The sequence below is a fragment of the Natronincola ferrireducens genome (assembly GCF_900100845.1).
GTDB lineage: Bacteria > Bacillota > Clostridia > Peptostreptococcales > Natronincolaceae > Natronincola_B > Natronincola_B ferrireducens.
Genome location: NZ_FNFP01000001.1, coordinates 144,389 through 159,615, shown reverse-complemented (window position 1 = coordinate 159,615; position 15,227 = coordinate 144,389). Strand labels below are relative to the sequence as shown.

Here is a 15,227-nt window from a genome sequence, read left to right as displayed (position 1 = left end):
TATACGCTAACACTTCATTTGGACTACTAAAGTTTTGTTCCCTAATGCAGTTTCTCAATACTTCCTTTGGTATATTCGATATAAAAATACTCTTCCTAGAAAATTTTGGTATTTTATCATTACCTCAATTATTGTCTAGAAAGAGTATATTTAATCTGTTTATACAAAATTTTCTACAGCCTCAGTTTTTCTACTTCTTCCTCACTTGTTTAGCAAGATGTTTTCGATCTTGTCTAGAGGTGTTAACAATATAATGATATATTCTAACATAAGAGTCTTCTACTTCTGGATTCTTATGAAGGGTTAATAGAACACCACTGATTTCTTTTGAGTAGCAACCCATATCTACTATAGCGCCTATTTTATCAAATATTTTTTCCCCTTTATCATTTTCAAAATAGTAATTATTTAGTATAATCTCCCTTTCCCTTAAAACCTTTTCTAATTGTGTTTCTTTATTGAATATTATAGTAAATCCAAAGCCCCCATATTCCCTTAAATATCCAAATAATTGACCCATCTGCCTTTTAAACTTATCTTGACTCCATAGTTTGTTTTCACCAGTAGCAATATTTCTATAATTTTCTCCAGATTTATATATAAAAAAATCTAATTCTCCTGGCTTACTTGCAGCATAACCTTGGGGAGCTTCCCTTACTACTTCATACCCATAGCAATCCAATGCCATTTTAAGACAATCCCTAATCATATCACTTAATTCATTTTCACTAAGTTTTTCAATATTAATAGGCCTCTCTGAAATAAGTTGTATAGCTTTATTAATATGTTTTAATATCCTCACTTCATCATCAGAAATAGCAACTTTATTTAACAGTCTTATTGTTTTTTGAGAATTCTCAGTAAATGTTTTAGCTAAATTACCTTTTTTATCAAATTCATCAAGGGAATCTATAACTTCAGGGAGTTCACCTACAATTCTGTTAATGTTATCTACAGTTCCATATATTGCAGGTTTATATTCTGGGTTCTTATTTTTGGCTTCATTGAAATAATATAAGGATTTTACATTGTCAATGTTTCCATAAGCACATGCCAAGTTAGCATTTAGCAAATAATCTTCTTTGTACTCATTAATATATTGTTCACACCACTCAATGGCTTCTTTGTTCATATCCATAGAAATTAAAACAGCTGAATAATTAACGATAGTCTCAATTTCTGGCTTATAATCCTCAAGGTGTTTTTCAAACAATTGCTTGGCTAGGCTATAATTTTTCTTAAAATATTGAACTGTAGCTATCTTAGGAATACTTTTGCTCTTATCCTGTATCTTGTTTGCAGCCTCCATTGCTTTATCATAATCTTTAATGTTGATAAAACAGTAATACTTTAGTAAGTTTAAATAATCATGTTCATGAAAATATGTTATTTTGCCACTCAAATTATCTTCAATAAAATTGACATAGTGAAGGGCTTCTATGGGATTTTCATTGTTTAAGAGGAAATATGCACTTTTTATAGCCATTCCCAAACTTATGGCTTCTAGATTTTTATCTGGGTCTTTTTTTATGTAAATAAGATCTTTAAATAATATAGCCTCAAAATAGTTTAAATAGTTTACTATCTCTTCTACATAATTTTTTACATATAAACTATCTTTGGCTTCAAGTAGCTTTACTATATGAAATGTAAGAATTTCCTCGTTCCTTAAAATATCATTAGCAGGTATTCTAATTGTATCGTATAGTATTTCTTCCCAGGATAAAGGGCTGGCTTCTTGAATCTTGATCTTCTTTAACTGTTTAAAGGTATCTAAAATATAGTTGCCTATGTTATCATGCCATCCACAGATTACTATAAATTTACAAAGCACGCCAAGATGAAATCTTAACTTCTTGGCTACTAAAAAGTATTGGTGCCAATCAATCTTATCTTCCTCACCTACTGCTCTTAAACGCTTAGCCCAATCAATAAAAATTCCTTTACTGTTGTCTTCATTTGCCCTTATAGTATCTATAGCTGCCAACAAATTATTAATCCCTTTAAAATCATAGTAGTTACTATAAAAATCATCTGTACTTAAGATTTCCAGATATCTCTGTATTATTAAATCCACCATTCTATCTCTTAATTCATTGTTACTCCCATTACAGTAGGAAAGTATATCAAATAAATAGAAATTATCCTTTACAGGAAATGTGTTTAATGCTTCAAGTAATATATTTCTATAATTATCCTGGTCAACGTATTTACCTAACTCAGTTACTACTTTATCTTTAATCTTTTTTACTAGCGTTGTGTCTTTATTATTCATACCTTGTTGGCGGGATAAATCAAAATAAAAATCCATCAGGAAACTAAAATGAGCCGAGTTATTTCCCCGTATATATTCAAGATAAAACTGTATTAGCTCTACTTTAAAATCCTCTGTAAATAGATGGTTTTTATTTCTTTCATAGTGAGGTTCCTCAATAATAAGCATTTGGTCAATTATCAATGGAGCAATGTGTATTGATTTAAACTGAAGGAGTTTATCCTTTCTATCCAAAACATAAGTTGAAAAATAGTAAAGATAAATATTAGAATTTGTTTCCATTATCTCTTCCCATTGTTCTACAGTAAATAGATTTCTAAGGTATCTAAATATGAATGAAATTTCTTTGATTAATTTACTATAATAGTGATTAAATTCAAAGTTACCAAAACATCTATTGACTTTATCTAATCTATCAAAGATATTAAGATTATCGTAGTAGTTAGATTTATAGGCCACCAGCCTAGAATTCTTTACAGGACTGGTGATATTTTCCCCTTCCAGCTCATAAGGCACATATTTTAATCTACTTAAAAAATTCAAATCACCAATCCTATGCTGTTTACTCTGTTCCTTTAATTTATTAAATGCTAATGTTGCTAATATTTTCTGTTTATTTTTGTCCATGGATTGTATTATGTTGTGGATAGATACCTCAGAGTGAGCAATTTCCATCAATAAACTAAAATAATATTCAATGTTTTGACTCCAAGCACTGTAACTTTCATGATTAATTTTCCTTTTTAGTGCTTCTAAAAAAGCATCTCTAAACCCTTTGTGGTTATGGAAGATCATACTGTGTATATTTTTTTTACCATCTAACAGTATATCTTTTGTAAATTCTAGGGAATATTTTTTATTGTGGTCTTCTAATATTGCTTTCCACCTGTATTCTTCAAATAAAGGATAAAAAAATGTAGTTTTTGAGAATAATATTACAAAATCAACATAATCTCTGTCTATTGTATATTGCGAAGTACCTCTTCCTGTTACTTCAGGATTTACAATGGCCCACCTATCTTCTATCAATACATAATATTTCTTTAATAAATGCGTTTTATCAATCTGTCTTGTAGGATTTTTTTCATTCCATTCCTTAAGTTTCATATCAAGGAGATTGATAGAATTAGATAAGTCATTTTCTACACTAAAGGAATCCAATAAACTTGTGAAAAAATCAATTATTCTATATTTATCAATAAATTTAAGGCTATCATAGTCTGCTCCTTCACAAGCTTGATACTTATTCTCATAATCAAAGGTTCGAAGGAGCTTTTGATAAAACCCTTTTTTCTGACTCAATAAATAGTCATCCATAGCATTCACCCTTACCTAGGTTAAGATTTTTAAATACTTTTCTGATTAACAACTACTTCGATAAAAAAAGATTAATACCTACTAGATTTTATTTGCAAATTTCGACATGCTAACCTTCTTATTTCAAAACATAAAGCAAAAGACCATAATTAGCAGCTTCCTATCTGCTAACTATGATCCTTTTCTTCACTCTACCCACAACCAAACACTCTATCCAAGGGGGATAGTTCCCTTTATTTTTCTATATTTCATCTTGATTTGCTAAATCATATATACTAGTAAGGACTATATCACAAACTGCCTTTACTTTATTTGGGTCTACTTTTTCCCAAGTATCTTCTGGGCTATGATAGTGAACATCTCCTGGTCCCCATATCCAAGTAGTAGGTACTCCTGCTTTAGCAAACCTTCCAGAGTCTGGTGTTCCTAAAACACAAAATCCTAAATCTATATGATATCCTAATTCATCTGCTGCAGATTTTACATGGTTGCATAAATCCTTTGAAAGCTCTATCTTTGTATCTGGCCAGTTTCCACCTTCCATTACCCAAAGGGGACTTCCTGCCCCTACCATATCCAATTCTATAGAAGCTTTTATTTTATGTAGTTCATTTTCATGTTTTTTAATATATTCTATGGAACCAACAGAGCCTAATTGTTCCTCTGCTCCTAATGAAACTATTTCTACCGTTCTTTTTGTTGTCATATCTTTTAAAAGCCTTGCTATCTCCATCATGATAACTGTACCAGAACCATTATCGTTGGCTCCAGGTGTTCCTGCTGCATCTCTATGACCATAGATAATAATTTTTTCATCTGGAAGCTCTGTACCTAATTTTATCCCCCTTACATTTTTAGATTCCCTTTTTCCATTAAAGGTGTTGGTAAATATTTTTATATTTTTATTGCCTTTTTCCATTTCATTTAATATTTCTTTTCCACTATCCCTACCTACTACTACCGCAGGTATTGGATTTGGTTCTACTGGAAGAAATCTTTTTTCTGGATCAAATAACCCAGTTTCTAAAGTAGTAATAAATATCCAAGGATCAAAGTTGATGAGTATGACGCCCTTTGCTCCCTTTTTTGCAGCTACCCTTACTTCTGGCCAAAACTGATCTTTTTCTGTTTCTTTATCCCTATGGAATATTACTATTTTATCCTTTACGCATAAATCTTCAAAGTCTTCTTCCTTCCCTACTCCTGCAAATACAAGTTCTCCTTCTACCCCTTCATCTCCTGTGGCTGGAGAATAGTACATGGCTCTCGTATCATATGTTTTGCCATTTAATTTAACATAGGATTCTATTTCTTCAAAAGCATCTGTCACAAACCCTTCTTCTATCACTTCTAATCCCGATTGTTGAAAGGCTTTTTTAACAAAATCTGCAGCTTTATCTTCAGCTTCAGATCCCGCAAAACGGTTACCAAAGCTTGAAAGAGTTTTTATATCCTCAAGCATTCTTGTAGCATTACCTTTTTGAACTAATATCATTATTATCCCTTCCTTTCATTTTGCTACTTTAATATACAAGCAAAGTTTATGCCAATAAATAAATCAGTGGGGATGTAAGGTTTCATCCTACATCTCCACTGATCTAAAATTTAAACATATAAATATGTAACTTTCTTGTAACACTTTATGATACTTTTACACCACTAATTCTCCTGTAGATCATATTTCTTAATCTTTTCATATAAATTTTTCCTTGCAATCCCTATTTCCTCTGCTGTTTTAGAAATATTCCATTGATTTTCTATTAATGCCTCTATAATAAAGTTTTTTTCAAAGTTTTCCCTTGCTTCTTTTAAAGATTTTTCATCGAAGCTACTGTCATTATTGAATATCAACTGATTTTTTATAAAGTTAGCATCTATTTTATCTTCCCTTGCAAAAACCACTCCTCTTTCTGCAATGTTTTTTAATTCCCTTACGTTTCCTGGCCAATTATAGGTTTTTAATATTCTTTCCAATTCATGATCTATTGGTTTAATATTTCTATTCATTTCTATGGAGATTTTTTCAATAAAGTGGTTAAATAAAACCCCTATATCTTCCTTTCGCTCTCTTAAGGGTGTAATATGAACGGGTATTACATTTATTCTATAATATAAATCCTCCCTAAAGTTTCCTTCCTTAACTTCCTTTATTAAATCCTTATTTGTGGCTGCTATTAGCCTAAAATCAGAATATATTGTTTTACTAGATCCTACCCTTTGAAATTCTTTTTCTTGAAGGACCCTTAGGAGTTTTGTTTGCATGTTTAAAGACATATCTCCTATTTCATCTAAAAAAAGGGTTCCTTCATGGGCTATTTCAAATCTACCTATTCTTCTTTCAGATGCCCCGGTGAAAGCTCCCTTTTCATGGCCGAAGAGTTCACTTTCTAGGATGGTTTCTGAAAGTGCTGCACAATTAACTTTAATTAAGGGTTTGTTTTTTCTCAAACTTTTTCTATGAAATAGTTCTGCTATTAATTCTTTTCCTGTCCCACTTTCTCCCGTAATGAGTATCGTTGAATTTGTAGGAGCAGCTATCATAACTTTATCTCTAATTCCATTGACTACACTACTCTTCCCTAGAAATTCCCCCTTCTCCTGAATTAGTCTCTCTTTTAAATATATATTTTCAGCCTTTAATTCCTGGTATGTTCTACATTTATTTATCTCTATTAAAAATTCATCAACATTTACTGGCTTAGTTAAATATGTATAGGCTCCTTCCCTCATGGATTGTACCGCAGATTCTATACTGCTTTTACCCGTTAACACGATTACAGGCAAGTCACTCCAATACTTTTTAATATTTCTCAATAACTCTAATCCCCCCATTTGGGGCATTACTATATCTGTTATAACTAGAGAGATATTTTCCCTTTTAAGTATTTCTATAGCTTCTACTCCACTATTTGCAGTAATAACTCTATAGTTTTTTCTCTCAAGTATCTTTTTGTGTATATGAATAAAGCCTAAATCATCGTCTACCAACAGTATATTAAACATCTTTTCCCCCCTCATCTTCCTCATATAAATTAAAATTTATTTCTACTTTTGTTCCCTTACCCAATTGGCTTTGGATATTAATCGTCCCCTTATTGTTCTTAATCTCTCTATAGACAAGCCACATACCTATACCATTCCCTATTCCCCTTGGTTTTGTTGTATAAAAAGGTTTAAATATATTAGATAATACTTCCTCCTCCATCCCCTTACCTGTATCCTTTAAAATAAGTTTTACCTTACCCTCATCATACAATGGATCTATTTTGATGATCAACGTACCTCCATTTTTCATTTCATATAAAGCATTGTCTATTAAATTTATAAATATTAGCCTTAAAGAATCTAAATTTCCAAAAACCCATATTTCTTCTTTATTAAACTTTTCTAAAATAACTATATTATTTTCAACTATATTTTTTTTATGGATCATTAATATTTGCCTGATCAAAGGTATTATATCTACCTTTTCTTCCATAGTTGTGGATTTTCTGGAAAAATCCAACAATTCATTTATGATTGTCAGGGAGTTTTTAATGCTATTATCGATTTCCTTAAGAATTTCATGGAATTCTTCTTTTTCATGGGTTTTTATATCTATACTATCCACCATATCCTTTAGCAAGTAACTACTTCCATTTATTATAGCAATAGGATTTCTTAGCTCATGGGTTATGGCAGCAGATACTTGTCCTATACTGGCCAACTTTTCCCTTTGATGAAATTCCCTCTCAATAATGGCCCTTTCAGTTTCTTTCGTGCTATAGACTACAATTTCATCTATATTTCCTTCCTCATCCAATATAGGATAGGTCCTCACGTGATAAATTTCATTATCCCAAATCATTTCCTTAAAACTTTCTTTACCGGTTTCCATTGTTTTAGTTACTGGACATTTTTCACAAATCCTTAAACATCCTTTAAAGAATTCAAAACAATGGATTCCAGGAAATGAAGGATAGTCTTTTTTAATAATATCTCTACCTAATTTATTTACATTTACTAGTTTATAATTTTTATCAATTACGAATAAAACACCTTTTATACTATTGAAAACCGCTTCCAGTTTTGTATTAGTTTTAATCAGGCTTTCCATATGATTTTTTAGATTGGAACTCATGGTGTTTAGAGAATTAGCTATAGTTACTATTTCATCTCCTCCCCCCACATTTTCCACTGCCATCAATTCTCCACACGCTACTCTTTCAGCCCTATAGGATAACTCAACTAAATAATTGGAAACCTTCTTTAATGCCATATATACAAACATAGAAAAAATAATGATAATAACTAATGGTCCTATAAAGTACCTTCCCAGATATTTTCTTATATCTATTGAGTAATCATTTGAATTAACAACCAAAGCAACGCTCCATTTTGTTCCCTCTATTGGTGCATAGGTAACAAATTTTTCAGAATCCGTCATTTCATCAAAATAATATGCTTGTCCTGTTTGACCCCCTATCATATCTTCTATTATAAATTTAAATTCTTCATTATTTGATAGGGATAAAATATTATTTTTAAGTTCTTCTCCTTTTTTAGAAGGCTTCTCTAGGTAATCAGGATGATATATAATTTCTCCATGATCATCTATAAGAAAACCATATCCGAACCTAGCTATATTAAAATCAGCAATTTCTTTTTGCAAAAGTTCCAATGTTACATCTGCAAAAATAACGTATTGTAATTTGTCTTTTGAATATATTGGATAAGCACAGGTTACAACCAATCCTCTATCTGCCACATCATAATAAGGCTTGGTCCATACAGCCCTGCCTTCCCCCTTCGTTTCTTCTATTGCATATCTAAAATAATAATCCTTTCTAAAGTCGTATTCAGAATTAAGCTGGGTTTCATACATATTAGGATACACCCTTAGCAACCCATCGTTAGATATTGTATATACGCAAACAATGTCTTGATTTTTATTTATCGTTCTTTTAAAGTTATCCTCCAATTTTTTTGTATAAAATATTTGCTTTTCTATCTCTTCTGTTAATTTTGTTTTGCTATTTACAAAAAGGCTTATGTTTCCTTCTTCACCATACTCTAGATATGTACCATCTTTATGTATATCATAGATAATATCTCCCATAGGCAGCATCTGTTCATAGCTTTCCAACCAATAGGCCAGTTCTTCTACTTCTAATTCCACTTGTCGCATCCGTAAATCTAAAATAGATTTTTTTTCATAGACTAAATTTTTAAGGTTTTCCTCCATTATTTTTGTAGCAATTTTTTGTTCATCTAGAATATTAAACATGCTAAATATAAACACGATAAAGATTACTAGTATAACAAATATAAATACTATTCTTGATGAAAAGGATTTCATGGTTTTTACCTCCAGCTTGTGTTCCCTATAATGATCATGTTACTTTTAAATATATTTGTGTAACTTAATTGTAACACAAATTTTTATTTTTTGTTTTATTATCTTGAATTCATCTCATTTATCTCTTGGTATGCATCTTGCAATTAAACTATAGTGAATAATTATAATTTAAAGGAGGTTCATACGTTGGGTAATAAGTTGAAAAAGGAATTATCGCTTTCTCAAGTAATTGCCATGGCTGCTGGTGGCATGATCGCAGCTTGGATGGTTGAAATCAAGTATTGGTTTGAACTAAGTGGTACTGGAAGTTTTTGGGCTTTGGCTACCACAGCTATTTTGGTTTTACCTTTAGCTTTTGTTTATTCGGAAATGTCTTCTATGCTTCCCTTTGCAGGAGGAGCAAATATCTGGGTTTCTAATGCATTTGGTTGGAATCTAGGTTGGTATTTTGATTGGGCACAGCTATTGCTTTACGTTCTTGCTATGCCTACGGTTTCCTATGGTATCGTTACAATGACAAATTATTTTTATCCTTTGACATTTTTCCAGACAAAGATAATTGCATTAACAGTCCTCATATTATGGTTTTTTATGACGAATAAAGAAATTAAGTTGTTAGGAAAAATTCAAAATATCTTATTCTGGATCATGATTGCTACTTCAATATTTGTTTCTATAAACTTAATCACCAGTGCCCAATGGAGCATGGCTAATTTAAAGCCTTGGTTCCCTAAAGGATTCCCAGGCTATAGTGCTGCTGTTGGCATATTAATCTTTAAGTATATAGGATTTGACCTTGTGCCCCAGCTGGCAGAAGAAGCTAATTTTCCAAGAAAGGATCAATGGAAAGCCTATCTAGGGGCTATCGGAATTACGTTTTTAATCTATGGACTTGCGATATTTAGTAATGGTGGAATAGTGTCTGCCGAATGGATAGCAAATATTGATATTGTAGACCCTAGAGTTGCAGACCTAGTAGGAAAACACTGGCTTGCTGTAATCGTTGTGGTAGTTGGAATTTTAGGTACAGTCACCACTTTAAGTGGATTCTGGCTAAGTGCTTCTAGATGTCTATATGGTGCAGCTCAACAAAGACAACTATCTCCCATATTTACAAAGATAAACAAAGATGGTCAACCCTATATAGGAAACATCGTGGTTGGAATTCTTGCAATTTACTTCACAGTTTTTGCCCCAGAGCAATGGGTAGAATATATTTATACGATTTATTCATTTGTAGCTGGAATTGTTTATACGGCAGTTGTTTTATCTTTCCTTGCTCTTAGAAAAAAACAACCTAACTGGGAAAGACCCTTTAAAGTTAAATATGGTCCTCTAGTAGGATTGGCTGCCCTTTCCTTTACTATATGGGTTATCTATGCCTCCTTATCAGAAATCTCTACTACTTCTTTATACCTATTGGCTGGATATTTCCTCATAGGAGTGTTACTTCATCTATACGCTAAAAGAATGCAAAAACTTCATCCAGATAAGTGGAAACCCATTATACTAGGACCTGAAGATATCGTAAGCACCAAAGAGCCTTCTAGTTTAACATAGGAAGCTTTTCTAAAAACCCATAAATAAACCAAGGGGATGATTGTTGTGGCTTTTCTCTTTATGAGTTACCACAAAAATCATCCCCTTGGGTCCTTATGTCACCTGAGTTTCTTTTTATATCCCTTACTTTGAGTATGATGGTCATAGGATATCAACATCTCCCCTATAGACACTTTTAACATACTGGTACTCTTCCTCAATCCTTTGCCTAAATTCTTCTTCTTATATTTCTTTCCACTGCCGCAAGGTATCCATCTGCTCCTGATATGGCAAGGCTCTTTACAATAGAAGCCATCTTTTCATACCCCTTATTTACCTTTTGTCCCTAGACACTAAGGTTTTTTTAGTTTCTTCTATGATCCTGTTTATTCTTTCCCCAATTATGATATAATAATAAAAAAGGTGATCGGATTCGCAAAATGCGATTGCCAATTAGCGACTAAATCATTTTAATCACCCAGCATGGCAGTGCAGGGTGATTATTTCTTGCACTCTGTGAAAGCGACTTGCACAAAATCGTAGATTTTGGCAATCTGCTTTTGGTTCTTATTCCTATCTATATAGGAGATAAGCGATAAAATAAACATAGAAAACAGTATCATTAGTGATATTGCCTCATATGTACTCATCGCACCACCTCCCTTCATCTGAAGTGAAGTGGCAACCACACCCTGCTTTTTAAAAGCTTTCAACTTTAAACTTCAAAACCAACTGATAACAATTATCGCAATAAATTAAAAGTTAAAAAAGTTAAGTGCCTGACACAGTTCAGTTTAAGCTTTGCATACTAAGACCATTCTTTAATTCTGCTCCTCTTTCACCCTTCTCTTTATCTCTCTTAGCTTATCCATTGATAATCCTGTGATATCCACCACAAAATCTATATCCGCTCCCTTTCTAAAAGCAGCTTCTGCTGTTTTTTCTATGCCCTTTTCTATGCCTTTTTCCATACCCTCTTTTATCAGTTTTTCAGCTATTGTCATGATCACATCTCTCCTCTCCACAGAAATACCTTTTGCGATATCATATACAGCCCTAAGCTCTAAATCATTTCTAGCGTTCATAATATATCTAATGAATGTTTCGAAGTATTCTGTGCCTTTTTCTTGCTTATCTATTTTATCCAAGGCTATAATCGCTTCTCTCAAAACTACAAGAAATTCTTCATAGTCCTTTTCAAATATGTCCCTTAATATTTTTAAGAAGATTCTAAGCCTAGCATTTCCTTTTATTTCTTCATCGGTATAACCTGACAAATCAAATAAAATAAATAAGTTAAGTGCCTGGCATCGGAGTTCATTATCAAACTATCAAAGGATTTCCTATAGTTTCTCTGTAACTTTTAAATATTCCTTAAATATAGATTTTAAGAGAAATTGGTCTATTCCCTTTAATAAGTTAAGTGCCTGGCACCGTAGTTTTTATATGTTAAAATTTTATTACTTGGTTGCTGCAACCTCACTTAAAGCTCCTTTTTCCTTCCCCAGAATTCCTTCTAAATACTCTAAAAAATCATCTCTTAAATCATCCCTCTTAAGGGCAAATTCCACAGTGGCTTGTAAAAATCCCAGTTTGTCACCTACGTCATGACGTCTTCCCTCGAAAATATAAGCATACATAGCTTCTCTTGTAGCAAGCTCTTTTAGTGCATCAGTAAGCTGAATTTCTCCACCTTTACCCGGCTTGGTTTTTTCTAGAATTTCAAAAATTTCTGGATTAATAATATAACGACCTAGAATTGCTATATTTGATGGTGCTTCATCTACAGATGGTTTTTCTACCAGGTCTTTTACTCTGTACACTCGATCTTCAATTTTACTACCATCCACGATTCCATACTTGTCTGTATTCTCTTTTGGGATTTCCTGCACACCCAAAATCGAAGTTTTGAATTGATCGTACATTTCCATCATCTGCTTTAGACAAGGCTTTCCATTGCCATTCTCTACGATATCGTCTCCTAACATCACAGCAAATGGTTCATTGCCTACAAAGCTTTTTGCACAGTGGATCGCATGCCCTAGGCCCTTAGGTTCCTTTTGACGGATGTAATGGATTGTGACCAAGTCCGATACGTCGCGGACGATCTTTAAAAGATCCTCTTTACCTTTTCTTTCTAATTCCATTTCTAATTCAACAGACTTATCGAAATGGTCCTCGATGCTGGTTTTGTTCCTTCCGGTAATAATTAAAATCTCTTCAATACCTGATTCTACCGCTTCTTCTACTATATATTGAAGGGTTGGCTTATCTACGATTGGCAACATTTCTTTCGGGGTAGCCTTTGTTGCCGGTAAAAACCTTGTCCCTAGTCCAGCTGCCGGTATGACTGCTTTTCTTACTTTCATTTTTACTGTTCCTCCCCTTTTGATAAAATTTGGGCTGTAATTAATAGCCCTTCTATGTTGAAATAGCCCTAAACAGTGTTAGGGCTTGTCCATTAATCTCTACTAAACAAATCTCTTGTGTAAACTTTGTCTACCACATCTTTTATTTCATCAGATAATCTATTAGCAACGATAACATCAGAGATTTTCTTGAACTCATCAAAGTCCTTAATTACTCTTGAGTGGTAGAACTCATCTTCTTGAAGGGCAGGCTCAAATACTACTACTTCAATCCCTTTAGCCTTGATACGCTTCATGACACCTTGAATCGCAGATTGTCTAAAGTTATCAGAGTCCATCTTCATGGTCAGCCTGTAGATACCTACAATCTTAGGGTTTTTCTTGATAATCATATCAGCGATATGGTCTTTTCTGGTTCTATTAGCATCTACGATTGCAGACATAATATTTTGAGGTACGTCTGCGTAGTTAGCTAATAATTGTTTTGTATCTTTAGGTAGGCAGTATCCACCGTAACCAAATGAAGGGTTATTGTAATGGTCTCCAATACGTGGATCTAGTCCAACACCCTCAATGATTTGCTGTGTATTCAGACCTCTCACTTCTGCATATGAGTCAAGCTCATTAAAGTACGCTACACGCAGTGCAAGATAAGTATTGGCAAATAATTTAATCGCTTCTGCCTCAGTTGCATCTGTATAAAGAATTGGAACGTCTTTTTTAATAGCGCCTTGTGCTAGCAGTTCAGCGAATGCTTTAGCTCTTTCTGACTGCTCACCAACAACAATCCTTGAAGGATATAGATTGTCATATAGAGCTTTTCCTTCTCTTAAGAATTCAGGTGAGAAAATAACATTCTCAGTATCAAATTTTTCTTTAATTGACTCTGTATATCCAACAGGTACTGTTGATTTAATAATCATTACAGCATCTGGATTTATCGAAAGAACATTTGCAATTACAGCTTCAACAGTTCTGGTATTAAAGTAGTTCTTCTCTGGATCATAGTTTGTTGGTGTTGAAATAATAACATAATCAGCATCTTTATACGCTTCAAAGTTATCTGTAGTTGCAGTTAAGTTAAGCTCCTTTGTCGAAAGGTACTCTTCAATCTCTGGATCAACAATTGGAGATTTTTTATTGTTAATCATGTCAACTTTCTCTTTGATGATGTCTAGTGCAATGACCTCATTGTGCTGCGCTAAAAGTATGGCATTAGACAATCCAACATAACCCGTTCCGGCGATAGTAATTTTCATTATTCGATTACCCCCTTGATTTATGTAAGATCTTATAGTTATAAGACCTATTTGCTTTACTTGATTGTGGCTTTCATTATCATTTAACTCGTTACTCGTGAATAAGTTTACTTCTCTACTTTATAATACTCCTTATACCAATCCACAAACTTAGCAAGACCATCCTCTATACTCGTCGATGGCTTAAAGTTAATATCTCTTTCTAAATCACTCACGTCAGCGTAAGTTCTATGAACATCTCCTGGCTGCATATCCATATATACTTTCTCGGCTTCTTTTCCAAGTGCAGATTCTAAAGCATTAATAAATCTCATTAGCTGCACAGGATTGTTGTTGCCAATGTTGTAAATCTTGTAAGGCGCAAAGCTTGTACTTAAATCGTCCTTGCTTTCATCCCAGTCTTTGTTGGCATTAGGAGCTTTATCAATTAACTTCACGATACCTTCAACAATGTCATCAATATAAGTAAAGTCTCTTTCCATCTTTCCATGATTAAATACCTTGATAGGCTTTCCTGCTAAGATATCCTTTGTGAATGAGAAGTAAGCCATATCCGGTCTCCCATATGGTCCATAAACCGTAAAGAATCTAAGACCTGTAGTAGGGATGCCATAGAGATGACTATAGGTATGAGCCATGAGTTCATTTGACTTTTTCGTTGCAGCATAAAGTGACACTGGATGGTCTACATTGTGATTTGTAGAGAATGGCGCTACCTTATTGCCACCATAGACAGAACTAGACGATGCGTAGAGCAAATGCTCTACTGGATAGTTCCTGCAAGCCTCTAAGATATTCATAAATCCAGTTAAGTTGGAATCCACATAAGCATAGGGATTCTCAATAGAGTACCGCACTCCTGCTTGAGCAGCTAAGTTTATGACATGAGTAGGCTGATAGGTTTCGAAGATATTATCTACTTCAGCCTTGTCTTTTAGATCTACTTTATGAAAAATAAAGTTATTGTATTTGCCTAAGATTTCAAGCCTGGATTGTTTTAGGTTTGGATCATAATAGTCATTCAAGTTGTCAATTCCTATTATTTGATAGGAATCATCAAGTAATTTCTTTGAAAGGTGAAAACCAATAAATCCGGCTGCACCTGTTATTAGTATTTTCATTTATTAATC

Annotated in this window: 10 protein-coding genes; 1 reads left to right on the top strand and 9 read right to left on the bottom strand. The window is 33.1% G+C overall.

What is annotated here, in order from left to right; genetic code table 11:
- Positions 1 to 190 precede the first annotated feature (190 nt).
- The 4 genes from BLS22_RS00700 to BLS22_RS00685 all read right to left on the bottom strand — a co-directional run bounded on the left by BLS22_RS00700 (position 191) and on the right by BLS22_RS00685 (position 8,930).
- On the bottom strand, positions 191 to 3,592 hold the full coding sequence (locus BLS22_RS00700; RefSeq protein ID WP_090548864.1) for a tetratricopeptide repeat protein: 3,402 nt from the start codon (positions 3,590 to 3,592) through the stop codon (positions 191 to 193).
- Between the two features lie 241 nt (positions 3,593 to 3,833).
- A complete protein-coding gene (locus tag BLS22_RS00695; RefSeq protein WP_090548861.1) occupies positions 3,834 to 5,087 on the bottom strand; it encodes a M20/M25/M40 family metallo-hydrolase in 1,254 nt (417 codons plus the stop codon).
- Between the two features lie 164 nt (positions 5,088 to 5,251).
- Positions 5,252 to 6,595, bottom strand: a complete 1,344-nt coding sequence (locus tag BLS22_RS00690; protein WP_176761990.1) for a sigma-54-dependent transcriptional regulator — start codon at positions 6,593 to 6,595, stop codon at positions 5,252 to 5,254.
- Complete coding sequence (locus BLS22_RS00685) at positions 6,588 to 8,930, bottom strand: cache domain-containing protein (protein WP_090548855.1); 2,343 nt, start codon at positions 8,928 to 8,930, stop codon at positions 6,588 to 6,590. The genes BLS22_RS00690 and BLS22_RS00685 overlap by 8 nt, the downstream gene beginning before the upstream one ends.
- 186 nt (positions 8,931 to 9,116) lie before the next feature.
- Here BLS22_RS00685 and BLS22_RS00680 point away from each other — a divergent pair, with 186 nt between their 5' ends.
- Positions 9,117 to 10,490, top strand: coding sequence for an APC family permease (locus BLS22_RS00680; RefSeq protein WP_090548852.1), 1,374 nt, complete (start codon positions 9,117 to 9,119; stop codon positions 10,488 to 10,490).
- 479 nt (positions 10,491 to 10,969) lie between these two features.
- On the opposite strand, the gene BLS22_RS15305 is transcribed toward BLS22_RS00680, so the two are convergent.
- The 5 genes from BLS22_RS15305 to BLS22_RS00655 all read right to left on the bottom strand — a co-directional run bounded on the left by BLS22_RS15305 (position 10,970) and on the right by BLS22_RS00655 (position 15,218).
- Positions 10,970 to 11,119 (bottom strand): putative holin-like toxin, encoded by a 150-nt coding sequence (locus tag BLS22_RS15305; RefSeq protein WP_280139554.1) that lies wholly within the window; start codon positions 11,117 to 11,119, stop codon positions 10,970 to 10,972.
- Between the two features lie 171 nt (positions 11,120 to 11,290).
- Positions 11,291 to 11,758, bottom strand: coding sequence for an Rpn family recombination-promoting nuclease/putative transposase (locus BLS22_RS00670; protein WP_280139561.1), 468 nt, complete (start codon positions 11,756 to 11,758; stop codon positions 11,291 to 11,293).
- Between the two features lie 171 nt (positions 11,759 to 11,929).
- Positions 11,930 to 12,838: a UTP--glucose-1-phosphate uridylyltransferase GalU gene (gene galU, locus BLS22_RS00665; protein ID WP_090548846.1), complete on the bottom strand. Its 909-nt coding sequence runs from the start codon at positions 12,836 to 12,838 to the stop codon at positions 11,930 to 11,932.
- Between the two features lie 92 nt (positions 12,839 to 12,930).
- Positions 12,931 to 14,097, bottom strand: a complete 1,167-nt coding sequence (locus BLS22_RS00660) for a nucleotide sugar dehydrogenase (protein ID WP_090548843.1) — start codon at positions 14,095 to 14,097, stop codon at positions 12,931 to 12,933.
- A 107-nt stretch (positions 14,098 to 14,204) separates the two neighbouring features.
- The gene (locus BLS22_RS00655; RefSeq protein ID WP_090548841.1) at positions 14,205 to 15,218 is read right to left on the bottom strand and encodes an NAD-dependent epimerase; all 1,014 of its coding nucleotides are present in this window, start codon (positions 15,216 to 15,218) and stop codon (positions 14,205 to 14,207) included.
- Positions 15,219 to 15,227 lie beyond the last annotated feature (9 nt).

Coding starts and splice junctions, on each gene's coding strand:
- galU (WP_090548846.1), bottom strand. CDS start 12,838: ATGAAAGTAAGAAAAGCAGTCATACCGGCAGCTGGACTAGGGACAAGG.
- BLS22_RS00690 (WP_176761990.1), bottom strand. CDS start 6,595: ATGTTTAATATACTGTTGGTAGACGATGATTTAGGCTTTATTCATATA.
- BLS22_RS15305 (WP_280139554.1), bottom strand. CDS start 11,119: ATGAGTACATATGAGGCAATATCACTAATGATACTGTTTTCTATGTTT.
- BLS22_RS00655 (WP_090548841.1), bottom strand. CDS start 15,218: ATGAAAATACTAATAACAGGTGCAGCCGGATTTATTGGTTTTCACCTT.
- BLS22_RS00695 (WP_090548861.1), bottom strand. CDS start 5,087: ATGATATTAGTTCAAAAAGGTAATGCTACAAGAATGCTTGAGGATATA.
- BLS22_RS00685 (WP_090548855.1), bottom strand. CDS start 8,930: ATGAAATCCTTTTCATCAAGAATAGTATTTATATTTGTTATACTAGTA.
- BLS22_RS00660 (WP_090548843.1), bottom strand. CDS start 14,097: ATGAAAATTACTATCGCCGGAACGGGTTATGTTGGATTGTCTAATGCC.
- BLS22_RS00700 (WP_090548864.1), bottom strand. CDS start 3,592: ATGGATGACTATTTATTGAGTCAGAAAAAAGGGTTTTATCAAAAGCTC.